This is a genomic window from Treponema denticola ATCC 35405 (genome assembly GCF_000008185.1).
GTDB lineage: Bacteria > Spirochaetota > Spirochaetia > Treponematales > Treponemataceae > Treponema_B > Treponema_B denticola.
The window spans coordinates 2,381,332-2,405,259 of the sequence record NC_002967.9; the positions used below are offsets into that span (position 1 = coordinate 2,381,332).

Genomic DNA, 23,928 nt, shown 5'->3' on the forward strand with positions numbered 1-23,928 from the left:
TTATTTCTCCATTTATTACATTAGGCATTTCCGTAACGCCTGTTTCTTTTTTTATAATCTTCTATTGCTTCATATAAATTTTCTACAGTCCAATCGGGCCACAAGGTATCCGTAAAATATAGTTCCGCATAAGCACTTTGCCAAAGCAAAAAATTACTTAAACGTTTTTCTCCACCTGTCCTGATAAGCAAATCAACGGGAGGAATTTTCCCCGTGTCCAATTTTAAAGAAAACGATTCTTCATTTATTGAAGCGAGCTCATCGGAATTCAGTTTCTTTATAGCTCGTAAGATTTCATCATGTGCTCCGTAATTTATACCGAGCACAATTGCAGTTCCCGTATAAGCGGAAGTTTTATCCCTTACCGAATTAATTTCATCTTGAATGTCTTGAGGTAATCCGCTTAAATTGCCTATGTGCTCGATGCGTATATTATTATCGGCATAAAATTTAAGCTCGGCTTTTAAATGCTGTTTGATAAGCCCCATTAAAAAGCCCACCTCCGCTTCGGTCCTTTTCCAGTTTTCGGTAGAAAATATATAAAGCGTTATATAAGGAATTCCTAAATCGGATACGGCCTTTGTTATCCTTTTGACCGTATTAAGCCCTTCCTTATGTCCCATAGAACGGGGAAGGCCTCTCTTTTTTGCCCATCTGCCATTGCCGTCCATGACAATGGCGATATGTTTTAGCTCATCGGACATTTAGTTTTCCATTATTTCTTTTTCTTTTGCTTCAAGTACCTTGTTTATTTCGGCAATGTAAGCATCGGTGGATTTTTGGAAAGCGTCCTCAGCCGTCTTTAACTGATCTTCGCTTATCTTTCCGTCCTTTTGTAATTTTTTTGCCTCATCGATTCCGTCACGTCTGATATTACGCACTGAAACCCGCGAATTTTCGGCAATGGTCTTTGCCTTTTTTGCAAGGTCTTTTCTGCGATCTTCGGTCAACGGCGGAATTGCAATACGGATAACCTTTCCGTCATTTGTAGGATTAACCGAAAGGTCAGCCTGCAGAACAGCCTTTTCGATTTCGACCAATAAGCCCTTATCCCAGGGCTGAATCACTACAAGCCTTGCTTCAGGGATAGAAATATTTGCAAGTTGGTTAAGAGGAGTGGACTCGCCATAGCAATTTACTCTTATCTTATCAAAAAGAGCAGAAGATGCTCGTCCGGTTCTCAACATATTGAATTCTTCTTTTAATGCGACAACCGTTTTTTTCATTTTTTCTTCACAATTTTTTTTAACTTCCTCTATCATAATTTGCCTCCGATTATATTTTATTTTAACACATAAGAATTAATGCTGCAAGGATAAACCCCGCAGCATTAAAAGGTTTTAATTTACATTCCAAGTCCTAATTGAAAAATAACCAATTTCGACAAGCTCAAAGAGCCGCCGGCTTCTTTGCCGACCTCGGCCATTTTCTTTGAAACGGAAAGTTTGTCATCTTTGACAAAGGCTTGTTCAAGGAAGCATATTTCGGATAAGTGTTTTGAAATTTTTCCCTTAACAATTCCTTCTTTTACGTTATCCGGCTTATTCAACTCGGCAACCTGACCTTTAAAGATTTCTTCTTGCTCTTTGATATAGGCTGCATCTACGTCTTCTTTTTTAACATAGAGAGGCATAAAGGCGGCTGCATGTAAACAGCAGTCATAAGCAAATTCCTGCACCTCAGTCTTTTCAAAGATTTCAGGCTTATCCGACTTTAAAACTATAATAACACCGGTTTTTTTGTCGGAGTGAATATAGCGTGAAAGGTACTCGTCTGCACCGGCCTTTACGTTGATTAAGCGTGTAAGGTTCATGTTCTCTCGTACACGGGTAGCTAAATCCAAGAGCTTATCATTGAGCTCGGGTGTAACTTCAGAAATGTCCTTATCAAAGGCTGTTTTTGCAATGTCTTCTCCTACAGCGATAAAGTCCGCATTTTTTGCAACAAAGTCCGTCTCGCAAGTCATTTCGAGCATAACGGCTTTTTTGTGATCGCTTTTGATAACGATGATACCTTCGCTGGTTACTCTGTCAGCACGCTTTTCTACAGCGGCCAAACCTTTTTCTTTTAAGTATTTTTCAGCCTCTTTAGCGTCTCCGTTGCAGTGCTGCAAGGCTTTTTTGCACTCCATCATACCTGCACCGGTTTTATCGCGTAATTCTTTTACATCAGATGCTTTAATATCCATAAATTTCTCCTATAAAAACTCGAAGATAAACATGGAGGCTTGTATTTCAAGCCGGAATGTTTATCGAATCTCCTTATTTGTCGTCGTATAAATCCTCATCATTTACGAGAGAATTATCTTCTTCATCCTCATCATCTCCGGAAGCTTCATCTTTGGGAGTGTAGTTTGAATAATCGGTAATTTCTTCTTCTCTATCCTGATAGGGATCAACACCTGAATCACCTGACTCTTCATCTTCTTGAAGGTTTTCGATGATTTTAAGACCGTGCTCGTTATCGGCTTCGATAACGGCATTGGCGATTACACCCGTAAAAAGCGAAATAGCTCTGATGGCATCATCGTTTCCGGGAATCGGATAGTCGATGCCCTCGGGGTTGCAGTTGGTGTCTACAACAGCGATGATGGGAATACCTAAGGAACGGGCTTCTCTGATAGCAATTTCTTCTTTTCGGGTATCGATTATAAAGAGGATTCCGGGAAGATCCTTCATCTCCTTAATACCGCCTAAGTTTTTTTCGAGCTTTGATTTTTCTTTTTGTAGGGAAGCGATTTCTTTTTTTGTAAGGTTATCGAATGTCCCGTCAACTTCCATTTTTTCGATTTTCTTAAGACGGGCCAAGCTCTTTTTGATTGTTGAAAAGTTTGTGAGCATTCCGCCGAGCCAGCGGTTGTTAATATAGAACATTCCGCATCTTTCAGCTTCTTTTTGAATTGTCTGCTGGGCTTGTTTTTTTGTTCCTACGAACAAAACCGACTTTCCTTCCGAAGTTGTTTTGCGAACAGCTTCATAGGCCTCACGGATTGCAACGATTGTTTTTTGTAAATCGATGATATGAATTCCGTTTCTTTCCGAAAAAATGTATTTTTTCATTCTCGGATCCCAGCGTTTTACTTGATGGCCGAAATGTACGCCTGATTCAAGTAAGTTTTTCATGGTTACTACTGCCATGTGTTTCTCCTTTGGAGCTAAAAAGCTCCTGCCTTCTCTATTTCTCGGAACAGACTACAGCCCATCAAGCCGACTAGGGGCTGATCTTAGAACCGTAAATCCTCCCGGATATTTACCGTAAAAAACGGCATGAGGCTATTATATAGTTTTTTGAAGATTTTGTATAGTGCTTGACAAGATTTACCTAAAAGAGTTTTATCTAAAAACTTGAAATTCGGCGGTTTTTCGTTTAAAGAATCCTAAATTCGGTTTTATTTAAGATTTCATACAATTCCCTGACCGGAAGACCGACTATGCCGGTATATGAGCCTTCGATTTTTTCGATAAAAAAGGAAGCCTTACCTTGAATTTTATAAGCCCCTGCAGCATCCTTCCATTCATCGGTTTTTAGATAGGCGGAAATTTCTTTATCGGAAAGCTTTTTAAAGAAAACTTTAGAAACACTGTGTTTTTCGTTTATTTGGCCTGTTTTACAATCGAGCAGGCAGATTGCACTCACCACAAAATGAAGCGAGCCGGAATGACTTTTGAGCATCATCTCGGCTTCTTTTTCGTTTTTAGGCTTGCCGAAGATTATTTTCTCGTTTGGAAAGGCAGTATTTTCGGCAAAAACAAGGGTATCTGCCGCCAAGATAAGCTTTTGGGCGCCCTCATTTTGCGGCAAGGTCTTAAAAAGGTTTTCAGCCTTACCGCGTGCAGTTAAAATACACCTTTTTACGGGATCCTTTTCGGTTATTGAAGATTCATCAAAATTTGAAATTTTAACGGAAAATAAAACACCCAGCGAATCGAGTATCTCTTTTCGTCTGGGTGATGCAGAAGCTAAAATCAGCTCTTTCATTATTTTTAGTTAAATTTTAGTTCTTATTTTGTCCGGCCATTATTGATTTTAAAACTTCCAGAGCTCTGTTTCTAACAGGAGTTATGTAGTTAAAGTTATTGGCAATTCTCATAATACTTTCAGTCATCCCTCTCTTATTTTTTACGGTGGGAGCTAATTTTTCATAAGCATTAAGAACTTCAAGAGCTAAGGAGCTTGTAGGATTGATAATGTCGAATTTTCGATTGATAAAGTTTATCATGTCTACAACTTCATCATTATTGTTAAAACCTAACTCACCTAAGGATTTAACGGCTTCCATTATTACTACCGGCTCATTATCAGTGTACATAACCGTCATAAGAGACTTTTTTGCCTGCTCGTTTTTAACTTTTCCTAAAAGGCGGCAAGCTTCTCTTCTGACATCCGGATAGTTGTTTGCAAGCCTTCCGTTTTCACGTACAACCGAAGTAAGACCTACAGTCGCAAGAGAATCAAGAGCTTCCTGTAATTCGGGAGTTACCCTTCCGCCTTCAATAGCTTCTTCGATTACTTGTAAGGCTACAAACTTAGCATCTCTTCCTTCAGAAAGAACCATCTCTCTAAGAATTATGCCTTCCATCGAATTAAGATAGGCCTCTTCGACAGTCATCATAGAATCGGAGCTCTGGTCCTGTGCAAAGACCATGGCTGATCCCAAAAACAATATCATCATTATAAAAACTAAAGACTTTCGTCGCATTTCCAATTACCCCCTTAGTTTGGTACGTATATCTCTATTTTCAATCATTTTCATTGTAAAGTCAAGTAGTAAAATCGGCTTTTTCTACTTTTAAGTCTATTTTTAGGTCTTATTAAGGTACTAAAAGCCATCTGTCATCTATTTTTTCAAGATTATAAAATATTAAACTTTGCGTAGCCGTGATCTTCAGAACCCTAACCTTTGTAGGAGTCAGATAAACAATATCATCTACCCTTCCGTTTTGCCTTGATGGTACAAAAACATAGTAAAAATAATCTTCGATGCTTTTTAGCTGCTTTCCCTTTAAATTTGAGGGAAGACCCTCACTGGTTTTTTTTAACACTTCAGGCTTTGAAAATTCTTTTATATAATCTTTTGAAAGCCAGTATCTCCAACGTCCATAGTCCTTTTTTGCCGTTATCTCGTTTAATTTTTTTACAACCTCTTCAATTTCGGACTTAGCTATTTCTTTGTCCTTTTTCGTAATTGAAACGCCTTCAAATTGGGCTACAACCTCTTCATCTGCCGTTTTGGGTGCTTCAGCCTTAGGTTTTGCCTCTTCTACAGGTTTTTCAACAACTGCGGGCTCCTGAACCTGCTGAGACTTTTCTTCTACCTGGGTTTCAGCCGCAGAAACAGGCTTTGTTTCAGGTGCGGATGCACACGAACCTATTAAAATTACAACAAGGCATAAGCCTAAAAAATAAAAATTCTTTTTCATACCATCTATAATACATTTATTTTCGGCTTACGTCAACTAAAAATTTACCCCTTTCATAAATTAAAAAATCTCTAATGCTTTTTCTTTATATGCCGATACTGGTTCAGAGGAGTAGATTGCTATGGAAAAACATTCGGTTGCAGCAGACATAAAAAGCATTTTACATGAACAAATCGATTTAATTGATAATATCTATAATTTGCAAAAGGCTATGTACCAAGGCGTTTTAGATAGAGATTGGCAGGAAAGTGAACGAAATTTGAGTTCCTTAAATGAGGCTTCCGTAAAATTTTCGGATTTGGATAAAAGGTTATACGGACTTTTGCAGCCTGATGAGGATGATTATCAAGAATTCGACTTTTACATGCATACAAAACAATTTACTTCATCGGAGAAAAAAAAGATCGATTCTTTATATGAAAAACTAAAAGAAAAAGTTTTTTATTCAAAGATTGAAAATGATGTCTTCTCAAATTATGTTTCACATGCTCAAGCCTTGGTTAAGGGCGTGGTCGATATTATTTCGGAAGAAAGAAACGGAAAGTGTTATACGGCAGCAGGAAAGCGGGTTAATACGGAAATAACAAGCCTCGTTTTAAATGAGGTCTTATAGGGGGATATAAATGGCTACATTTGATGCAATAGAATTAGGAAAAAGGAGTTTGTTTGCTCACCAGCAGTCGATTCAAACGGCAGGTCACAATATTTCGAATTCTTCGACGAAGGGATATACTAGGCAGAGGGTAAACCTCGAGGCTTTTGAGCCTATTTACAGACCCGATTTAACCAGGGCTGAAACGCCCGGGCAAATAGGACAGGGTGTTACCATAGCTTCGATTACCCGATTAAGGGATGAACTTTTGGATCAAAGAATTATAGGGGCTACCGATGACCTTGGTTATTGGGAAACAAGAAATTCTTATATTGCCCTTTTGGAACAGGTTCACAATGAACCCGAAGACATTTCCGTCCGAACCCGAATGGACCAATTTTGGGAGGCTTGGCAGGAATTGTCGCTCTACCCTGAGTCGGATGCGGCCCGTCAGGTTGTCCGCACCCGAACCGAAACCTTAACGGATGCCATTCATCATCAATTCCGCGGCTTACAGGGCATAAGGGACATGGTACACGGCGACATAGAAGCAACCGTAAAACAGGTTAACGACTTAACAGGCCGGATAGCCAAACTAAACGAAGAAATAGTTAAGGTTAAGGCTATGGGGGATAATCCCAATGACTTGATGGATAAAAGAGACCTTTTAACCGAAAAACTTTCCTCCCTTATCGATATTTCCGTAGATAAAAGAGATGAAGACGAAACATACGTCATTCATACGGCCGGTTTGGAAATAGTACAGGGAAGAACACACCGGACATTCAATTTTAAGGCCTCAACTGAAAACGATAAATATGCAGATGTTATCTGGGAAGATTCCGGTAATTTAGCTCATTTTGAATCGGGAAAACTAGCCGCTTTGATTGAGCTTAGGGATACGGATATTCGGGACGAAATCAGAAAACTGGATACAATGACAATGAACTTTGTCGATTTGGTAAACGATGTACACAGAAATGCTATGAGTCCCAACGGAAAAACAGGCATCGATTTTTTTAAGGAACAATATTTTATAAACAATACCCTCGGTAATTTTGACAGAAACGGAGACGGAGAATATGATTATTCCTATATCTTCAGAATAACCGGAACAAACACCCTTGATCCGCGTGAACAAATAGGACTTGAAGGAACTTTAACCCTTTCTTCGGGGGACGGTCTTGTGCAGGTACCCTATTATTCGACGGATATGGTTTCAGATCTTGTAGAAAGAATTAACAGATCAGGCTCCGAAGTTGCTGCTTACCTTGACCAAAACAATAAACTTGTTTTAAAAGGTATGACAAGCCTTGATAAAGAAAATCCTGACTTTGTTATCCGCCATATCGAGGATTCGGGAAGATTTTTAGCAGGCTATTCCGGTGTGCTTTCTCAGGCAGGGCCGGAAGGCGCCTATGATTGGGGAAGAGCAAATGCGGTTGATGTATTGGCAGGAGCCCAATATGCGGTTTCTCCTATAGCCCATCCTTCAGGCTGGATGGAAATAAATCCCGTAATCAAAAGCGATATACAAAATATAGCTTCGGGCTATAAGGGCCCCGAAGGTGTCGCCTATCCGGGAGACAACAGAGCCGCTCTTGCAATAGCCGCAATCAGAAATACTCCCGTAATGGTAGGGCACTCAGCCACTTTTGACGACTTTTTTGCCGATACGGTAACCGAAATCGGTCTAAAAGGCGAGCAGGCAGAAATGACCTTAAACACACAGATAGCCATTGTAAAGGAATTACACGATATGAGAGATTCCGTATCGGGCGTAAACATAGATGAAGAACTATCGGATATTATCAAATTTCAGCACGGGTACAACGCTTCTGCAAGATTTGTTTCGGTAATCAACGAAATGATAGACACAGTTATAAACAGAATGGGTGTCTAGCTTTTAAGTTTTGGAGTAAAATATGATGAAAAGAATTAGTACGAATATTCAGCACACGGACAGCAATTTTTCGATGAGGAATCAGGAGTCGAGACTTCATAATCTAAATAATCAGATTCAGTCCCAACGAAGGATAAACCAACTTAGAGATGACCCCGTTTCTGCAGGACACTCGGTAAGATATAAGTCCTACCTTGCCCGCCTCGAAAGGTTTGAAAAAAACACAAAAACCTTGAGAGATCAATATATGTCGGCCGAAACCTATATGAATAATTCGCTCCAAGTTGTTCAGCGTTTAAGAGAGCTTTCGGTACAGGGAGCAAACGGAACCTATACACCGGACGACTTAAAAGATATGGCAGCCGAGGCCGATGAACTTTTAAAAGAACTTGTCCAAAACGGAAATGCCGTAAACTCGGACGGTGTCAGAGTTTTTTCGGGAACAAAAAGTTTTACCGAGCCCTTTGAAACCGTGATGGGAGATGTGGACGGAGCAGGTTCCGCCCTTATAACTCAGGTCAGATACAACGGCACGGTCGATTCAAAGGAAGTTGAAACCGATGAGCTTTCTTTTATGAGAGCCGATCAGGCCGGGAACAGGGTATTTTGGGCCGAGCGGCAAATTCTTATCTCGGAAACCGATGCCCGAAACTTTGTCATAAAAGAAGACACAAGCATCGAGGTTGACGGGGTTGAGATTCCCTTAATTGCAGGCGACAATGTTTATGCAATTATGTCAAAGATAAACGATTCGGGAGCCGCAGTAAAAGCAAGCCTTGACCCGATAACAAGCGGTTTAAACCTTACGACTACCGATGCCCGCCAGCTTTGGCTGAGAGATGCGGAAGGAAGCACTGTTTTATCCGAATTGGGCTTGATAAAGGCCGAACAAAGACCACCATACAATTTAGCAAATTCGGTACGCGTTTCGGGAGGCTCTCTTTTTGATGCAGCCATTGCCGTCCGCGATGCCTTCCTTTCGGGAGATCAAGAAGCCTTGGGCGGAAAGGTTTTGGGAAGCCTCGATGAGGGCATACATAATCTTACTACAAGAATGGCCGAAACAGGTTCCAAGTATTCGAGAGCCGAAGTTATCTTGGCACGCATTGATACGCAAACCTTAAATGTAACGGCAGCAGAGTCGCGCGAAGCCGACTTGGACATTACAAAGGCGATAACCGACTTAAAGATGTTTGAACATACGCATCAAGCTTCTTTAAGCGTATTGGGAAGACTTTACAGGGATTCGCTTTTAAACTACTTACGATAAAATAGGATGGAATTTACGATGGAAATTAAGACAAAAGCTATGGGGCTTGTTGAGATTCAGGATGAACAGATAATAGAATTGGTTGACGGATTTTATGGATTTGAAGAATTTCATAAATACGCCTTGTTGGATTCGGGAAAAGAGCCCTTCTTTTGGGTTCAATCCCTTGACGATCAAAATTTAGCCTTTATCGTTATAGATCCCTTCTTGTTCAGGCCCGATTATGAGCTGGATATAGACGACGAATTATTAAAACCGATAGAGGCAGAATCTCCTAAAGACCTTTTGGTTTTTGCCCTTGTTACCATTCCGCCTGCGGGAAGCCCGATTACGGCAAATTTGCAGGGGCCTCTTATCATAAACAAAAAGAATAAAAAGGCTTTTCAGGCTGTCTTAAATGACGGAAAATGGAATACCAAACACGACATTCTTGCAGAGCTGAATGCTGCGGGGAGGAACTGATGCTCATACTATCCCGTAAAACAAACCAAAAAATACTTATCGGAGATGATATAGAGATTACCATAATCGATATTCGGGGAGATCAGGTAAAAATAGGTGTAGATGCACCGCCTTCGGTCAAGGTTTTCCGTGAAGAAATCTACCAAGAAATTCAAAACGAAAACAGGGCAGCCTTAGTCCGCGATACCGAGCTTAACCTACCTGAACTGCATATTAAAAAGAAATAGGTATAACATTAGAATACTCTGCTATGAAAACAAAAAAAACTCTTATATACTTCGTATTAGTTGTTTCCTTAACTTTATTCGCCGCAAGCTGTTCAAAAATTAATGATTTTTTTAAACAAGATAAAAAAGACTTGCCTGACCGGACAACGGCAGAGGCAGGGCCGCGTGTTATTGCAGGCACTATGTCCATAGTCGAAATTTTAGATGACCTCGGCTATAAAAATGTTGCAGGCGTGCCTTCAAGCCGTCACGCTATGCCTGAGCTTTATGCAAAAACCGAAAAAATCGGAATGCCCATGCAGCCGGATATCGAAACGGTAAAACGTCTGAATGCGGATATCTATTTGGCTTCCCTAGGCTCAAAACCCACATTGGATAAGATATTCCAAAACCAAAACATAAAAACGGAATATGTCGATTTAAATTCCTATGAGGCATGTTTAAATACTATCAGACATCTGGGAGAAATGACTTCAAAACAAAAAGAGGCGGAACATGTTATTCAAACAATTGAAGCAAAAACCCTTGAAGTACGCCGCGCCATTTACGGCAAAAAAAGTCCCAAGGTATTGATGCTTCTAGGTTCTCCAAAAAAATTGATGATGGGAACAAAAAACTGTTACACAGGAAGCTTGATGGAAGTTTTAAAAATTCACAATATCGCAAACGATATAGGAAACTTCGACAAATCATACGTTCCCATAAATATAGAAGAAATCGTAAAACATCAGCCCGATGTCATCATACGCCTTACCCACACAAATTCCAAAGACACTGCCGAGAGCCTCAGGGCCGAGTTTGCAAAGAATGAAATTTGGCAGAAGGTAAAGGCCATAAAAGAAGATAAAATCTACGACCTTGACAGTAATTTATACACCGTTTCACGGAATATTAAAATAATGCAGGCTGTCGAGAATTTAAAAGAAATAATCTACGGAGAAACCGAAGACTAAATTCTAAAGGGTAAAAAAAATGCTGGAAGAACGCCGAAGAAAAATGCTCATCTTTCTCTTTATTTCTTGCATTCTTCTGGCCTTATCCGTTTTGGCTGCAATCTATTTCGGAAGCACAAAAATCCCCCTCAGTGAGATTATAAAAATTATATTCTATCATGAAAACTCCGATTTTGCCATAATTATTTGGGACATAAGGATGCCCAGAATTATTTTAGCTCTCATAGTCGGAGCAAACCTTGCAGCTTCAGGAGCCCTGCTCCAAGCGGTTATCCAAAACCCTCTGGCAGACCCAGGAATAATAGGCATTTCGAGCGGAGCAAAGCTGGGGCTCTTACTGGCCCTCTTGATCTTTCCGCAATTTGTTACGGCAGCCCCCTTATTTGCATTTGCAGGAGCAATGGGGGCGGCAGTCTTGGTTTACCTTTTGGCTTGGAAGGGCGGAGTAAAAACCGTCCGCCTTATTTTGGCCGGTGTTGCAGTAAACGCTTTTTTTGCAGGAGTAAGCTATCTTATCACAATCTTAAACAACGACAAGATTCAAAACATCATGCTTTGGCTAAGCGGAAACCTTTCGGGACGCAGCATGTACGATGTTAAGCTTATCTTGCCCTACTCCCTCATAGGCCTTGCAGCCGCCCTTGCAGCCATCCGTCCGAGCAATCTCCTCTTATTCGGAGACGAAAAGGCCGGCAGTTTAGGCTTAAACATTACAAGGAGCCGAATTCTAATTTCGCTCACCGCTTCCTTTTTGGCGGCTATTTCCACATCCCTCGTCGGAGTCATAAGTTTTGTAGGCCTTGTAATTCCCCACATCGTAAGACTTATCACGGGCCCCAACTACAAATATCTTTTACCCCTTTCGATATTAAACGGAGGGATATTTTTACTGATAGCCGACACCTTTGCACGCACAATAGCAGCCCCCATAGAATTACCTGTCGGCACCCTTATGGCCCTGGTCGGCGGCCCTTTTTTCGTTTATCTTTTAAGGAGGAAATAAATGGGAAGAACAGCGGGCAGCAATACCACTCGCTGTTCAATTAAAATAGAAGGAGATTTATTTACTATACTTTTCAGCGTAATTCCTTACTTGTTTAAGTCTTTTGTATCCGATCTCAGGAGCAATGGTACAATCTGCACCTATAATAACACCCGTAGTTCCCGCTTCTTTTATCAAACTATCAACATAATTTTCAATCTCAATATCGGTGCCTACATCGATAAGAGTTCCCCTATTATTATCAAACCCGCCAAGGACACAAGCATTGCCAAAGAATTTTTTTCCTTCTGCTAAAGAAACTTTTTCAGTATTTACAGCCCAGTTATATACCTTAGCTTTATAATCTTTATAAAAGGATAAATCATTAGTATAATCGCCATAACCGCAGATATGAAGAATATTATTGTCCCAAAGAGAATTTATTTTATCAAGAACTTTTTTATCCGAAACCGAAACATATTTTTGATGGAAATTTAAATCGGCATCTTGTGATTGAACACTCTGAACACTGTAATATATTCCGTCAAGTTTTGTTTTGCCTTTGAGTTTATCCGCAAGTACAAGCAAGTCAGCAGCAATTTCTAAAGAAGCCTCCAACATAGCATTCGGATTTTCAAAAAAAAGTTTAACAAACAAATCAGGCTGTTTTTTATAACACTCCGTGTACAACCTTATATAGTTGAGCGGAGCAAAAATATTATAAAATGCAGCAACTTCTCCATCAAAGTAATCTAAAATACTATTGACCATATCTATTTGCTTATCATACCACGGTGACAAATTTCCTATCGACTTTATTTTTTTAATATCGTCAATGCTGTTAATGTCATTTTTCATAATTGACGGATGACCGAAAAAACCGTCAGACATTATTTTTACCATATCAGGTTTTAAATCGTCATACATTTTTTTCGTGCCGTCAATTGTTGCCTGAATAATTCCATCATCCAGTAAACCTCGGAATTGTCTGTACTCATCTGCAAAATGCCACCAAAAACCTACAGGGACTCTTCGGACATGCTTATTGTTAAAAGCATCCAAAATCAATTTTCTTTTTTCTTTCATACTTCACACCTCTAAACTACTTATCTTTTAGGTAATTATTTAAAGCCTTAAATACTAGGTATCCTGCATAGGAACCTCCATCAAGAATGCCGATACTTTTTTCTGCATAGTAAGCGGCTCTACCATGAACAGATTTCATATTCCGTGTTGAATCAGAACCTTCTTTTGCAATTTTTTCAGATTCTTTTATAAGTTCTCTATCAGGAATTTTACCCAAATTTTCCCTAACGAATTTTTCAACAGGAACAAGTGTATCAACAAGGGTTTTTTCCCCCGGCTTTGCACCTCCCTTTTTCATAATCTCTTCATTAAATTTTGAAAAGCCGGATGCAATGTCTTCCCCCGTTAAGTCTTGTTTTCCTTTAAAAGCTTTTCCCATAGCCATTAATCCGAATGATAATATGGTACCTAAACTTGAAGGAGCTTTTTCATTAAAAGCCATCGCAGCTTTGAGAATACCAAGACCGATGTCTTTTCCACTGTCATCTTTAAATGCATTAACAGCAGCATTGAATCCTGCACTCATAGAGATGCCTAAGTCGCCGTCACCGTTTTGCTGGTCAAGCTCGATAAGATAGCCTTTTTCATCATCCATAGTCTTTGCTATTTCAATTAATACATCTAAAATTATATCCTTTGTAATCATAGCGATATCCTATTTTTTATTCGCATTTGTATAGAAGGGCGTATTTGCATCATGGAGAAGCAAGGTTTTTAATTCATCATCCAATTTCATAATTGTGATAGAAAGCCCTGCCATCTCCATTGATGTTGCAAATTCCCCTACATGAGGGCTTATTACTTTTACACCCAGACCATTTAAAATATTAAATAAATCCCGATAGACAATAAATAACTCTTCCATAGGAGTGGCGCCAAGACCGTTAATCATTACGGCAACTTCATCGTTTTTCGAAAAAGAAATTTCGGTTGCAATTTTATCAAAAATCATTTTTGCAACCTCGGCTGAAGTTTTCAGTTTTGAAACCTCTATACCTACCTCTCCGTGAATACCCATTCCTATTTCCATTTCATCATCCTTGATTGAAAAAGTTGGTTTGCCGACTTCAGGAACTATACATGGTGATAAAGCTATACCCATCGTGCGTATGTTATCAAGAGCCTTTTCCGTAACCGAAACAAGTTTTTCAAGATCATAACCTTTTTGAGCTGCAGCGCCTGCAACTTTGTAGGCAAAAACCATTCCTGCAACTCCTCGCCGCTTATCCTTTGTCTCAATCGGTGATGAAGCAATATCATCCATCACTCTTATTTCTTTGACCTGTATACTGTCCATTTCAGCCATAGACATTGCCATTTCAAAATTGAGTTTATCTCCTCCGTAATTTCCATACAGACACAATACACCCTTTCCGAAATTACAGGCTTTAATCATCTCATACATTTTATTGGCAGACGGAGAAGCAAAAACATTACCTACGGCACATCCGTCAAGCATTCCATCACCTACATAACCGAGAAACACAGGTAGATGACCGCTGCCGCCCGCAGTAACAATACCGACCTTATTGTCTTTTTTTGTTTTATTAAGAATAACCCGCTTATCCCCATTTAACGGCATTATTTTATCTGGATAGGCGTATAAAATTCCTTCCACCATTTCATCTACAAATTCTTCAGGTCTATTTAATATTTTTTTCATAGTAGCTCCTTAATCATCGATCCTAGTAAATTTACCGTTTTTAATAAACATAGGAACAAGAGATCTTACAGCATCGCCTAATTCATTCATGTTATAAGGTCCGGATAAGGCATTATATCCCTTCATATTAGCTAAAGTTTCTCTTACAACAACAGGGTCGTCACTGCCGGCCATATCTACTGCTGTTGCTAGCTGCTTAACGACATCATAAGTTTGCATTACAAAAGCATCTCCCTGTTTTCCTGTCCTCTTTGTATATTCTCCAATTACACGGATAAATTCAGGCGTATTTATATCGGGAGAATATGCATTCATTATAAAAGCTCCTTCAACTATATCTCCAGCTAAATCTATCAATTCTTGTTTTAGTGTAGAACTTGAAAGAATCATTTGAACATTAAAGTCCAAATTTTTTGCCTGCCTTACTATATTTGCAGAATCTTGATAATAGGCAACGGGGAAAAAAGCTTCAGGGTTTGTTGTTTTTGCTTTAGATATCATCGGAGTAAAATCGGATGTCTGGTTCGGTATATAAGTTTGAAGATCGGTTATTTTTCCGCCAAGTTTTACAAATTCGTTGGTAAATATTTTTGCAATATTATTTCCCCAGTCGTCATTTACATTAAGAATGGCTACACTTTTAATTCCAAGCTTTGTATAAACATAATCTGCATACTGTGTGGTCTCAATTTGTTGCGTAGGCGTATTTCTAAACATAAATTTACCCAATGATGAAAAATCCGCATGTGATGAAGTGGGCGAATAATTGATAATTTTTGCTTTCTCGTATATGGGAGCGGCAGCCATTGATGGTGTAGAACCGAAACCTCCTACTACGGCAAGATATTTTTTTTCTGCAACAATCTTATTCGCAATATTAACCGCTTCTTTTGCATCATTTTTATCATCATAAAAGTCTACAATTATTTTTCTTCCGCCGAGAACTCCATTCCCTGCATCATTGATATCCTTTAAAGCAAGCTCCACAGCAATCTTTTCCGTATCACCGTATTGCTTTGCATCTCCGGTTAACGGACCGTACCAAGCAAAATAAATAGGTTTAGTTGCCTTGTCTTCAGTCGTTTTTGCTTCGTCTTTTCCTGTACAAGAATTTAATATCAATATAACACTTAATAAACTTAAAATATATATCCTTATTTTTTTCATTTTTCCGTCTCCTTTATCTTTTCAAATAATAATTCACATACGCAGTGACCTTGTGCTATTGTTTTTCCAAGTGTAAATCTCAAATTAGGAAAACAATCGCCTATAGCCTTGTCACCTTCCATTGTTATGTCGCATAACTCAGCAAGTTCATCATCACAGTAACCTTGTTTTGTCCACTCTTCAACATAAGGACAATAGTTAAAATGAATCAAAAACATATCTTCTGTTTTTTTTACGACTTCCATTTCATAAATATCAAAGTGGGGCTGTGAAGCAAAAACCTCAAGAAACTCATCAATAGTAAAATCTTTTTTTAAAGACTTTTTCATGCTTGCTGCAATATCTTGCCCATACTTATAGATTGCATCTCTTGCAAATTGTTTATCAAGCCCGCGTTCAGCTGCGCATTTTATCATATTACTGATAGTAGCAGCTCTTCTTTGACATATATTACGTTGTCCGTCCAAAGCCGGACTGCTTTTCCGTTTTACATTTGTTATAACCACTATATACCTCCTAAATATAATTTATGCACTTCTTCATTGTTTAATAATTCTTTACTTTTACCCTCCAATCTTATTTTTCCGGTTTCAAGTACATAGCCCCTATCGGAAATAGATAAAGCCATTTTTGCGTTTTGCTCGACTAATAAGACCGTAATCCCTTCATCCCGAATCCTCCTAATCATTTTAAATATTTCTTTAACTATTATAGGAGCGAGACCCAGTGAAGGTTCATCAAGAATCAATATCTTAGGTGATGCCATCAAAGCTCTTCCAATTGCAAGCATTTGCTGTTCACCCCCAGACAAAGTTCCGCCAGCCTGCCAACTGCGTTCCTTCAAAATAGGAAACAGCTCAAAAACATTGTTTTTTCCTTTCTCTAATTCAGCTCTAGTTCTAAAATAACCTCCTAACTCAAGATTTTCTATTACCGACATTCTAGGAAATATTTGTCTCCCCTCTGGTGACAAAGAAATCCCTTTCTTTACAAGTTCATATGACTCTAATTTTGTAACATCTTCGCCATTAAATAAAACCGTACCGGATGCGGGTTTTATTAATCCTGCTAAGCTGTTTAAAGTTGTACTTTTTCCGGCACCATTTGAACCTATTATAGTTACAATTTCACCTTGATTAATATTAAAATTAATTCCACGGATTGCTTTTATTTCTCCGTAACTGACATGTAAATCTTTAACTTCTAAAAGCACTAAACATCCTCCTCTCCAAGGTATGCATTAATAACGGCTTTATCCTTAACTATTTCTTCAGGAGAATCTTCCGCTATTTTTAGCCCATGGTTTATAACATAAACACTGTCACTGAGGCTCATAACTAATTTCATATCATGTTCAATCAGCATTATAGCCATATCTTTTGATTTTAAACTTTGTATAAATTCGGTCAACTCTATTGTTTCTTGTTCATTCATACCTGCAGCAGGTTCATCAAGCATAAGTAGTTTAGGATTTGATGCCAGAGCTCGTGCAATCTCTAATTTACGCCGTAGACCATAAGGCAAAGAATCAGGCATTTCATACCTAAGATGAATCAAGCCTACTCTATCTAAAAGGCTCAGAGCTTTATTTTTATTTTTTTGTTCTTCAGCTTTATGTCTTTTAGTTTTAAATAAAGCATCTAATATATCTTCATTTTCTTTGTTATGACAACCTACCATTACATTATCCAATATTGTCATATTCTTAAATAAGCGTATATTTTGAAATGTACGCACAATCCCTTTTTCGTTTATTCTATGAGGTTTCAAATTCGTTATATCTTCACCGCAAAAATGAATAGACCCCAATGTAGGTTTATATATACCTGATATTAAATTGAAAAGAGTGGTTTTTCCGGCTCCATTAGGGCCTATAATTCCTTGAATCTTTCCAAGATATACGGACATGTTTATATTATCAACAGCCATAATACCGCCAAAACGCTTGGTTACATCCGTTATTTTAAGAATTGGATTCGACATTTAAGTCCTCCTTTTCCATATTTGCTATAGATCGTATCCGTTCAAAATTTATCTTACCCATAACACCTGAGGGTTTAAATATAACTATCAAAACCAATATAAGACCATATATAATTTGCCGATAATCGGATAAAAATCTGAGGGCTTCAGGTAAAATAGTCAATGCCAGAGCTCCTAAAATACTTCCGGGCAAACTTCCCAATCCGCCAAATATGGCCATCGATAAAATTAAAATTGATTGTTCAAAATTAAAAGCATTAGGATCAATAAAACTCATATAATGAGCGTAATAGGCTCCGGCCATTCCTGCAATACCCGCTGAAATAGAAAATATAATAACGGTATATTTATAAACATTTACTCCAATAGCTCCGGCAGCTAAATCGTCATCTTTTATTGCGCGTACGGCACGCCCATGTTTTGAATTTAAAATTGAATTAATTATATATAAGGCAAATATTAAAAGAACCAGCCCAACATAGTACTTAAATCTGTATGAGTCAAACTCTTTCCCAAAAATTACTATACCCGGTATCCTTGAAATTCCCTGAGGGCCTCGCGTCATCTCCATCCAGTTAAGCTCTATCATTCGCATGATTTCAGAAAAACCTAGAGTTACAATTGCAAAATATCGGCCGCGTATGCGCAAAGTCGGGAGAGCCAGCATTGCTCCAAAAATACCAGCAAATAAAGAGGCTGCTATACATCCGATAATAAAATCAACTTGAAAACGCGTTCCAAGTATTGCAGCAACATAAGCCCCCAAACCGAAAAAAGCCGCTTGTCCCAAAAGTGTAAATCCAACATAACCCGTAACTAAATTAAGAGATAAGGTCAATATTGAATATATAAAGAACATTATTGCTATGCCAAGATAGTAATTATTGTCAACAAAAATCGGGAAAGATATTGCCAGAACAGCAAGTATAATTAAAACAAATATCTGATTTTTAGCGATTTTTTTAATCATTTTATCTAAGATAATCGATTTTTTTCTCATACAGTCCTCCTATACCTTATCTACACTTTTTTTACCCATTAAGCCTGAGGGCCGAATAAGAAGAACCAATATCAATATCACAAATGCAACAATATCCCTATATCCTGAACTTATATAAGCGGCAAAAAGAGTTTCAAGTAAGCCTATCAATAATCCTCCTATAGCCGCTCCGGGGAGAGAGCCCATTCCGCCAAGAACTGCTGCAGCAAATGACTTTAATCCTACAGATGCCCCCATTAAGGTATCTACTCTTTGATAATACATTGCAACCATTAAACCTGAAATACCGGCAACTGTAGTTCCTATAAAGAATGTAAGGGTTATAACTCTATTTATATTTATTCCCATAAGTCTTGCAGCAACTTGATTTTGAGAAATTGCCCGCATTGACTTTCCTAAGCGTGTACGCGTAACAATAAAAGTTAATACAAGCATTATAATTAAAGTCATAATCAATATGAGAACCTGAATCCATTGAACCACAGTTCCGCCATAAATAGTAAATTTACCCAGCTTTAATAAATCAGGAAAGTATAATGGAACTGTGCCGAAAATTAAAAGAACGGAGTTGTTGATTATAGTCTGAACACCGACAGTACTTATTAAAGATGAAATAGGAGCACCTTTTTTTATTCTTATAGGCTCCAAAGCAATTTTATCCATAAGAGCACCCAAAAAGGCTGTTATAATTATGGAAGTTAAAAATGTTATAATCAGAGCAATAGGGACCGATACAGTCATAAAGAATTTTAACAAAATGAATTGACCTATATACGCAGCCAGCATATAAAAAGAACTATGGGCAAAATTAGTCAGCTCCAACACACCGTACACCATATTAAAACCTATTGTAACCAATGCATATGTACTTCCTATGACCAGACCATTAATTAATTGCTGCAATAACATCAGTACCTCCATTTAAGTAATTTGTAATTACTGATATATCACTGATATATTTATATTGTAAATCAGAATTTTCCGGTTGTCAACAAAAAAATACAAAAAAATACTTTTTTTAATTTTATTTATTTTTTTTGTTTATACCTCTTACAATTTATAATCTAAAATAATATAATGGAAACAATTGTACTAATGCCATAAATTATGTTATACTACCGTATACATATTTTAAATTTATAAAACTTTAAGGAAAGAAGCTTGTATAATAAAATTTACTATGACAACCGATAAATTGATAACGAAAAAAAAATCCTTAAAGCAGGATGCTTATATAAAAATATACGACCTCGTAACTGACAACACAATCAAACCCGGAGACATAATAAATCTCTCGGACCTTGAGAAATATTTAAAAATAAGCCGAGCTCCAATAAGAGATGCTTTAATAGAACTTTGCAATGAAAACGTTTTTAAGAGTATTCCCCGCTATGGATATGAACTAATAACGCTCAGACAAGAAGATTTAGTAGAAATGTTGAATTACCGATTAGTACTGGAATGCGGTTTCTTGGAGAAAAACTGGAAAGAAGTCGCTAATAGCGATCATGCCATACTAAATAAACTACTGGAGCATACAAGAGAATTTAGCAATACAAATGCGGTAAGTGAATGGCAAAACAATTCCGTATTTCATATAGGTTTATTCAAATTGCATAATAATTCTCATGCTTTACTCAGTTTAGAGCATACAATGAAAAAAATGACTCGTTTTTTTATTCAAAATTATTGGGAAAAATGGGAAGAAATTACAAAAAAAACTTTCAGCTCACATCATGAAAACATAATTTATGCCATAAAAAAGAATGATAAAGCAAGAGCCTTAAAACACCTGAGCTCCGATATAGGGGGATTTAAAAGATAAAATTTATGGGATTAAAAGAAGCACGCGATCATTTAAGACTGTTTTCACTGGAAGAGAGGATTATAGAATTCGATACCTCAAGTGCGACCGTAGAACTTGCAGCAGAGGCGGTAGGTTGTAAACCCGAATTCATCGTAAAAACCCTAGCTTTTATGGTAAAAGAAGATCCTATACTCATCCTTCTTGCAGGCTCGGCCCGCATAGACAATGCAAAATTCAGAAAGACCTTTCATTGCAAAACAAAAATGATGAATGAAGAACAGCTTTTCAATTTTATCGGCCATCCTGCAGGCGGAGTCTGCCCCTTCGGTTTAAAGACTCAAGTTCCTGTTTATATAGACGAATCCATAAGGCCCTTGGATTGGGTCTATCCCGCAGCGGGAACCGAAAATACGGCTGTCCGCATGAATGTTCAAGAACTTGAAAAAGCATCAAAAGCCGTAACATGGGTAAGCGTGAGCAAATAAGTTTTTTTCTTGCAAAAACAATACAAAAAACATTTCACTTGACGAATTATAACTAAACCTATATACTTAAAAGAGCATTTCAATTATTAGGAGGATTTGCATGAAGAAATTTTACAAAATCTTTATAGCAGCCGTTGTATTTTCGCTTGTTGCATCGGCAGCTTTCGCAGGCGGTTCCAAAGAGACCGGAATTAAGGAACTGACAAAGAAAGAAAAAGAAGCCGGATGGCGCTATTTTAAACCTATCGGATTTAAGCTGCACCGTCCCGCATTCTTTGATACCTACAGAGACAATGTTAATGCAGACAGCAGTGTCGGGGAAGAAGACAAGAAAACCGATGAAGTCGTATACAAAGTTTATTTGTATGAATTTGCTTCCGATGAGTTAAATGAAAAATATGATGCAATTGTAAGCAACAAACAGTTAAGCCGAGACCAAAAAATTGAAAAGATAAACAAAGAAGTGAATCCCTATCTTAAACCTATTTATAAACTCGTTGTTTTGCGCACCCCTCTAATAGGTAAAAAAACACTTGCCGAGCTGACGGGGCTTCCTAACAACGAAGTCATCAGAAAGACAAAAGAATTCACACAAGTTTTAGCTATCGCCGATTTTAATGCCGAAGGCTTAAGCGAAAAGGCTGCTGAAATTTATAAAGATATGATTTCTCAAGTCCGCCCCATCATTCCGACAATTCAGTGTACCGACCCTATTTCTGCTGAAGCGGCAATGATAAAAAATGTAAAAGGCTTAACCTTTAACACTGTTGACCTTGAAGGCAACAAAATAACAAGTGATATCCTCGCAAAATACGATGTTACGATGATAAATATCTGGGCAACATGGTGTCCTCCATGCAGAGCCGAGTTACCTGAAATCGCAAAACTATATGAAGCCTTTAAGGACAAGGGTTGTAACATAATCGGTATTACCGGTGATGTAAGCCCTGATGAACAAGATGCTCTTCCAACAGCCAAAGAATTAATTTCCAAAGCCGGCTGCAAGTACACTGTGGTTCAATACAATGACACATTAAAGCCTATATTGGATAATCTTGCGGCTTGGCCTACAACTATATTTGTAGACAAAAAAGGAAATATTATAGCGTCTTCCGTTAATGATATCATCATTGGAAGCCGCGATCTTGCAGAATTTACCGAAGCTATGAAAAAAGCTTTAAAAGCTGTAGGAAAATAAATGAAAAAGAAAATAGCGGCAATACTTGTTATTATTTTAGCATTAAGCTTTACCCTTATAGGAATATACCGCGGTGAAGTTGCTGTAGTCCTCAAAAAGGCTGTAAATATATGTATGGAGTGTATAGGAATTGGCTAAACAAAATAAACAGAAAACACTGAATAAAAAACGCCATGCAATTCAAGCATTAGGAATGTTGGCAATAGACGGAAACCTTATAGGCTTTTTAAAGGGTCAAATCTATAAGGGCCCTATGAAAAAAGTCTGTATGCCTGTTTTAAACTGTTATTCATGCCCGGGAGCTTTGTTCGGGTGCCCTATCGGCTCGATACAGGCAACCATTGGAAGCAGCAAATTTAACTTTGCTTTTTATGTGGTAGGCCTATTGTCGCTATTTGCAATAGCCGCAGGAAGACTTTTTTGCGGCTATATCTGCCCTTTCGGACTTTTCCAAGACCTATTGGATAAGATTCCCTTAAAAAAAATTAAGGTTCCGCAAAAAGTAAACAAGGTTTTAAAGTATCTAAAATACTTTATCCTTGTCTTTTTTGTATTTGTTCTCCCCTTTGCCTTGCAGGACAAATACGGAATAAGCGACCCTTACTTTTGTAAATATATCTGCCCGTCAGGCATCCTATTCGGAGCAATTCCGCTTATCTCTATGAACAGAGTTCTCACGGCCTCCTTAGGAGCCTTATTCGGACTAAAATTTACGGTTTTAGCAATCATCACAATGCTTTCAATGATTTTTTACAGGCCCTTTTGCCGCTATTTATGCCCCCTCGGAGCCTTTTTAGGCATGTTCAATCCTATAAGCCTCTACCGTTTAAAAATAAACGACAAGTGCATAAAATGCAGAAAATGCGAAAGAACCTGTAAGCTGGACATTCCGACATATAAAACCCCCAACAGCCCTGAATGTATAAGATGCGGAGAATGCATCAAGGCTTGTCCCGTAAAAGCTATCGAGCACAGCTTTCTTTTTACAGAAAAAAGCACAAATATGGACTTAAACATACAAAAATAACAATAAATTTTCTCAAAACCCTTGATTATTCCTTAAAGACTAGTTATATTGACTGGGAAATTTTAGAATTATTTTAAACTATAGGAGTTTACAAATGAAGAAGTTACATTTTTATGTACTAACCGCAATCTTTGCGGGTATTTTATTTGCTTCATGCACAAAAACCGAAGCACAGGGAGATAAAGAGGCTGAAAAGCCTTTAACTGCAAAAGAAATTGCAGCAGAATCGGAAGCAAAAATTTTAAGTGATGGCCAAAACCGTCTTACATTTTCAACAAAGGATCTTGACGGAAATACGGTTACCAGCGACATTTTTGAAAACTATGATGTTACATTGGTAAATATTTGGGGAACATTTTGCGGTCCTTGCAAAACCGAATTACCTCATTTGGAAGCCGCTTACAAAGCTTATGCCGATAAAAAAGTAAATGTTATTGCCGTTACGGCTGACCTTCCTCAAGATGATGCCGAAACTCTGGCCTTGGCAAAAGACATATGGAAGGATGCCGGATGCACATTTAAGGCACTTGTAACGGTTGACAGCTTTCTGCCCATGTACGAGCAGCTTGCATGTTTTCCTACAAGCTTTATGGTAGACAAAAAAGGACAAGTTATCCCCGGTACACTTCACCTTGGAAGTTTAAATAAGGAAGGTTTTGAAAAACTTTTTGATAAAGCCCTAAAAGCCGTAGCCTCAAAGTAA

Annotated in this window: 29 protein-coding genes; 13 read left to right on the forward strand and 16 right to left on the reverse strand. The window is 38.1% G+C overall.

Annotated elements, in window-relative coordinates; all coding sequences use genetic code 11:
* Positions 1-20: 20 nt before the first annotated feature.
* From uppS to TDE_RS11100, 7 genes are all read right to left on the reverse strand, one after another.
* Entirely contained in the window at positions 21-704 is a 684-nt protein-coding gene (gene uppS / locus TDE_RS11070; protein ID WP_002675801.1) for a polyprenyl diphosphate synthase, read from the reverse strand.
* Positions 705-1,262, reverse strand: coding sequence for a ribosome recycling factor (frr, locus tag TDE_RS11075; protein ID WP_002675802.1), 558 nt, complete (start codon positions 1,260-1,262; stop codon positions 705-707). It abuts the gene before it with no gap.
* Between the two features lie 83 nt (positions 1,263-1,345).
* Positions 1,346-2,188 (reverse strand): translation elongation factor Ts, encoded by an 843-nt coding sequence (gene tsf, locus TDE_RS11080; protein WP_002674264.1) that lies wholly within the window; start codon positions 2,186-2,188, stop codon positions 1,346-1,348.
* 73 nt (positions 2,189-2,261) lie between these two features.
* On the reverse strand, positions 2,262-3,137 hold the full coding sequence (rpsB, locus tag TDE_RS11085) for a 30S ribosomal protein S2 (RefSeq protein WP_002680262.1): 876 nt from the start codon (positions 3,135-3,137) through the stop codon (positions 2,262-2,264).
* Positions 3,138-3,366: 229 nt separating this feature from the next.
* A complete protein-coding gene (locus TDE_RS11090; RefSeq protein WP_002680263.1) occupies positions 3,367-3,978 on the reverse strand; it encodes a Maf family protein in 612 nt (203 codons plus the stop codon).
* Positions 3,979-3,994: 16 nt separating this feature from the next.
* The gene (locus TDE_RS11095; RefSeq protein WP_002674261.1) at positions 3,995-4,699 is read right to left on the reverse strand and encodes a HEAT repeat domain-containing protein; all 705 of its coding nucleotides are present in this window, start codon (positions 4,697-4,699) and stop codon (positions 3,995-3,997) included.
* Between the two features lie 112 nt (positions 4,700-4,811).
* On the reverse strand, positions 4,812-5,420 hold the full coding sequence (locus tag TDE_RS11100) for a lipoprotein (protein WP_002667723.1): 609 nt from the start codon (positions 5,418-5,420) through the stop codon (positions 4,812-4,814).
* Between the two features lie 121 nt (positions 5,421-5,541).
* Here TDE_RS11100 and TDE_RS11105 point away from each other — a divergent pair, with 121 nt between their 5' ends.
* The 7 genes from TDE_RS11105 to TDE_RS11135 are packed head-to-tail and all read left to right on the forward strand — an operon-like array spanning position 5,542 to position 11,830.
* Positions 5,542-6,033 (forward strand): hypothetical protein, encoded by a 492-nt coding sequence (locus TDE_RS11105; RefSeq protein WP_002680267.1) that lies wholly within the window; start codon positions 5,542-5,544, stop codon positions 6,031-6,033.
* A gap of 10 nt (positions 6,034-6,043) precedes the next feature.
* Positions 6,044-7,915, forward strand: coding sequence for a flagellar hook-associated protein FlgK (gene flgK, locus TDE_RS11110; RefSeq protein ID WP_010957216.1), 1,872 nt, complete (start codon positions 6,044-6,046; stop codon positions 7,913-7,915).
* Between the two features lie 22 nt (positions 7,916-7,937).
* A complete protein-coding gene (locus TDE_RS11115; RefSeq protein WP_002680271.1) occupies positions 7,938-9,185 on the forward strand; it encodes a flagellar hook-associated protein 3 in 1,248 nt (415 codons plus the stop codon).
* An 18-nt stretch (positions 9,186-9,203) separates the two neighbouring features.
* Entirely contained in the window at positions 9,204-9,647 is a 444-nt protein-coding gene (locus TDE_RS11120) for a flagellar assembly protein FliW (protein WP_002674247.1), read from the forward strand.
* On the forward strand, positions 9,647-9,874 hold the full coding sequence (gene csrA / locus TDE_RS11125) for a carbon storage regulator CsrA (protein WP_002667708.1): 228 nt from the start codon (positions 9,647-9,649) through the stop codon (positions 9,872-9,874). The genes TDE_RS11120 and csrA overlap by 1 nt, the downstream gene beginning before the upstream one ends.
* Before the next feature lie 23 nt (positions 9,875-9,897).
* On the forward strand, positions 9,898-10,827 hold the full coding sequence (locus TDE_RS11130; RefSeq protein WP_002680274.1) for an ABC transporter substrate-binding protein: 930 nt from the start codon (positions 9,898-9,900) through the stop codon (positions 10,825-10,827).
* 19 nt (positions 10,828-10,846) lie between these two features.
* Positions 10,847-11,830 carry a FecCD family ABC transporter permease gene (locus tag TDE_RS11135; RefSeq protein WP_002680276.1) on the forward strand — a complete coding sequence of 328 codons (984 nt, stop codon included), beginning with the start codon at positions 10,847-10,849 and terminating at the stop codon, positions 11,828-11,830.
* Positions 11,831-11,887: 57 nt separating this feature from the next.
* Here the strand turns inward: TDE_RS11135 and TDE_RS11140 are convergent, their stop codons facing one another.
* The 9 genes from TDE_RS11140 to TDE_RS11180 are packed head-to-tail and all read right to left on the reverse strand — an operon-like array spanning position 11,888 to position 19,617.
* Positions 11,888-12,895, reverse strand: a complete 1,008-nt coding sequence (locus tag TDE_RS11140; protein WP_002680278.1) for a uroporphyrinogen decarboxylase family protein — start codon at positions 12,893-12,895, stop codon at positions 11,888-11,890.
* Between the two features lie 16 nt (positions 12,896-12,911).
* The gene (locus tag TDE_RS11145) at positions 12,912-13,541 is read right to left on the reverse strand and encodes a dihydroxyacetone kinase subunit L (protein WP_002680280.1); all 630 of its coding nucleotides are present in this window, start codon (positions 13,539-13,541) and stop codon (positions 12,912-12,914) included.
* Between the two features lie 9 nt (positions 13,542-13,550).
* A complete protein-coding gene (locus tag TDE_RS11150; protein ID WP_002674237.1) occupies positions 13,551-14,558 on the reverse strand; it encodes a dihydroxyacetone kinase subunit DhaK in 1,008 nt (335 codons plus the stop codon).
* 9 nt (positions 14,559-14,567) lie between these two features.
* Entirely contained in the window at positions 14,568-15,725 is a 1,158-nt protein-coding gene (locus tag TDE_RS11155) for an ABC transporter substrate-binding protein (RefSeq protein WP_002674234.1), read from the reverse strand.
* A complete protein-coding gene (locus tag TDE_RS11160) occupies positions 15,722-16,231 on the reverse strand; it encodes an L-2-amino-thiazoline-4-carboxylic acid hydrolase (RefSeq protein WP_002674233.1) in 510 nt (169 codons plus the stop codon). The genes TDE_RS11155 and TDE_RS11160 overlap by 4 nt, the downstream gene beginning before the upstream one ends.
* The gene (locus tag TDE_RS11165) at positions 16,231-16,938 is read right to left on the reverse strand and encodes an ABC transporter ATP-binding protein (RefSeq protein ID WP_002680283.1); all 708 of its coding nucleotides are present in this window, start codon (positions 16,936-16,938) and stop codon (positions 16,231-16,233) included. Before TDE_RS11165 ends, TDE_RS11160 begins: the two co-directional genes overlap by 1 nt.
* The gene (locus tag TDE_RS11170) at positions 16,938-17,708 is read right to left on the reverse strand and encodes an ABC transporter ATP-binding protein (RefSeq protein ID WP_002680286.1); all 771 of its coding nucleotides are present in this window, start codon (positions 17,706-17,708) and stop codon (positions 16,938-16,940) included. The genes TDE_RS11165 and TDE_RS11170 overlap by 1 nt, the downstream gene beginning before the upstream one ends.
* Positions 17,689-18,708, reverse strand: a complete 1,020-nt coding sequence (locus tag TDE_RS11175; protein WP_002674209.1) for a branched-chain amino acid ABC transporter permease — start codon at positions 18,706-18,708, stop codon at positions 17,689-17,691. The genes TDE_RS11170 and TDE_RS11175 overlap by 20 nt, the downstream gene beginning before the upstream one ends.
* Positions 18,709-18,717: 9 nt before the next feature.
* Complete coding sequence (locus tag TDE_RS11180; RefSeq protein ID WP_002680288.1) at positions 18,718-19,617, reverse strand: branched-chain amino acid ABC transporter permease; 900 nt, start codon at positions 19,615-19,617, stop codon at positions 18,718-18,720.
* A 271-nt stretch (positions 19,618-19,888) separates the two neighbouring features.
* Here TDE_RS11180 and TDE_RS11185 point away from each other — a divergent pair, with 271 nt between their 5' ends.
* The 6 genes from TDE_RS11185 (at position 19,889) to TDE_RS11205 (ending at position 23,928) form a co-directional block, all read left to right on the forward strand.
* Positions 19,889-20,533 carry a GntR family transcriptional regulator gene (locus tag TDE_RS11185; RefSeq protein WP_002680289.1) on the forward strand — a complete coding sequence of 215 codons (645 nt, stop codon included), beginning with the start codon at positions 19,889-19,891 and terminating at the stop codon, positions 20,531-20,533.
* 5 nt (positions 20,534-20,538) lie between these two features.
* The gene (locus TDE_RS11190; protein WP_002680290.1) at positions 20,539-21,000 is read left to right on the forward strand and encodes a YbaK/EbsC family protein; all 462 of its coding nucleotides are present in this window, start codon (positions 20,539-20,541) and stop codon (positions 20,998-21,000) included.
* A gap of 100 nt (positions 21,001-21,100) precedes the next feature.
* Positions 21,101-22,198, forward strand: coding sequence for a TlpA disulfide reductase family protein (locus TDE_RS11195; RefSeq protein ID WP_002680292.1), 1,098 nt, complete (start codon positions 21,101-21,103; stop codon positions 22,196-22,198).
* On the forward strand, positions 22,199-22,336 hold the full coding sequence (locus TDE_RS13160; protein WP_002674194.1) for a CD1871A family CXXC motif-containing protein: 138 nt from the start codon (positions 22,199-22,201) through the stop codon (positions 22,334-22,336).
* Complete coding sequence (locus TDE_RS11200) at positions 22,329-23,225, forward strand: 4Fe-4S binding protein (protein WP_002667700.1); 897 nt, start codon at positions 22,329-22,331, stop codon at positions 23,223-23,225. Before TDE_RS13160 ends, TDE_RS11200 begins: the two co-directional genes overlap by 8 nt.
* A gap of 94 nt (positions 23,226-23,319) precedes the next feature.
* Entirely contained in the window at positions 23,320-23,928 is a 609-nt protein-coding gene (locus TDE_RS11205; RefSeq protein ID WP_002667698.1) for a TlpA disulfide reductase family protein, read from the forward strand.

Excerpts from the sequence above, each read along its gene's own strand:
- uppS (WP_002675801.1), bottom strand. The coding sequence starts at position 704 with ATGTCCGATGAGCTAAAACATATCGCCATTGTCATGGACGGCAATGGC.
- frr (WP_002675802.1), bottom strand. The coding sequence starts at position 1,262 with ATGATAGAGGAAGTTAAAAAAAATTGTGAAGAAAAAATGAAAAAAACG.
- tsf (WP_002674264.1), bottom strand. The coding sequence starts at position 2,188 with ATGGATATTAAAGCATCTGATGTAAAAGAATTACGCGATAAAACCGGT.
- rpsB (WP_002680262.1), bottom strand. The coding sequence starts at position 3,137 with ATGGCAGTAGTAACCATGAAAAACTTACTTGAATCAGGCGTACATTTC.
- TDE_RS11090 (WP_002680263.1), bottom strand. The coding sequence starts at position 3,978 with ATGAAAGAGCTGATTTTAGCTTCTGCATCACCCAGACGAAAAGAGATA.
- TDE_RS11095 (WP_002674261.1), bottom strand. The coding sequence starts at position 4,699 with ATGCGACGAAAGTCTTTAGTTTTTATAATGATGATATTGTTTTTGGGA.
- TDE_RS11100 (WP_002667723.1), bottom strand. The coding sequence starts at position 5,420 with ATGAAAAAGAATTTTTATTTTTTAGGCTTATGCCTTGTTGTAATTTTA.
- TDE_RS11105 (WP_002680267.1), top strand. The coding sequence starts at position 5,542 with ATGGAAAAACATTCGGTTGCAGCAGACATAAAAAGCATTTTACATGAA.
- flgK (WP_010957216.1), top strand. The coding sequence starts at position 6,044 with ATGGCTACATTTGATGCAATAGAATTAGGAAAAAGGAGTTTGTTTGCT.
- TDE_RS11115 (WP_002680271.1), top strand. The coding sequence starts at position 7,938 with ATGATGAAAAGAATTAGTACGAATATTCAGCACACGGACAGCAATTTT.
- TDE_RS11120 (WP_002674247.1), top strand. The coding sequence starts at position 9,204 with ATGGAAATTAAGACAAAAGCTATGGGGCTTGTTGAGATTCAGGATGAA.
- csrA (WP_002667708.1), top strand. The coding sequence starts at position 9,647 with ATGCTCATACTATCCCGTAAAACAAACCAAAAAATACTTATCGGAGAT.
- TDE_RS11130 (WP_002680274.1), top strand. The coding sequence starts at position 9,898 with ATGAAAACAAAAAAAACTCTTATATACTTCGTATTAGTTGTTTCCTTA.
- TDE_RS11135 (WP_002680276.1), top strand. The coding sequence starts at position 10,847 with ATGCTGGAAGAACGCCGAAGAAAAATGCTCATCTTTCTCTTTATTTCT.
- TDE_RS11140 (WP_002680278.1), bottom strand. The coding sequence starts at position 12,895 with ATGAAAGAAAAAAGAAAATTGATTTTGGATGCTTTTAACAATAAGCAT.
- TDE_RS11145 (WP_002680280.1), bottom strand. The coding sequence starts at position 13,541 with ATGATTACAAAGGATATAATTTTAGATGTATTAATTGAAATAGCAAAG.
- TDE_RS11150 (WP_002674237.1), bottom strand. The coding sequence starts at position 14,558 with ATGAAAAAAATATTAAATAGACCTGAAGAATTTGTAGATGAAATGGTG.
- TDE_RS11155 (WP_002674234.1), bottom strand. The coding sequence starts at position 15,725 with ATGAAAAAAATAAGGATATATATTTTAAGTTTATTAAGTGTTATATTG.
- TDE_RS11170 (WP_002680286.1), bottom strand. The coding sequence starts at position 17,708 with ATGTCGAATCCAATTCTTAAAATAACGGATGTAACCAAGCGTTTTGGC.
- TDE_RS11175 (WP_002674209.1), bottom strand. The coding sequence starts at position 18,708 with ATGAGAAAAAAATCGATTATCTTAGATAAAATGATTAAAAAAATCGCT.
- TDE_RS11180 (WP_002680288.1), bottom strand. The coding sequence starts at position 19,617 with ATGTTATTGCAGCAATTAATTAATGGTCTGGTCATAGGAAGTACATAT.
- TDE_RS11185 (WP_002680289.1), top strand. The coding sequence starts at position 19,889 with ATGACAACCGATAAATTGATAACGAAAAAAAAATCCTTAAAGCAGGAT.
- TDE_RS11190 (WP_002680290.1), top strand. The coding sequence starts at position 20,539 with ATGGGATTAAAAGAAGCACGCGATCATTTAAGACTGTTTTCACTGGAA.
- TDE_RS11195 (WP_002680292.1), top strand. The coding sequence starts at position 21,101 with ATGAAGAAATTTTACAAAATCTTTATAGCAGCCGTTGTATTTTCGCTT.
- TDE_RS13160 (WP_002674194.1), top strand. The coding sequence starts at position 22,199 with ATGAAAAAGAAAATAGCGGCAATACTTGTTATTATTTTAGCATTAAGC.
- TDE_RS11205 (WP_002667698.1), top strand. The coding sequence starts at position 23,320 with ATGAAGAAGTTACATTTTTATGTACTAACCGCAATCTTTGCGGGTATT.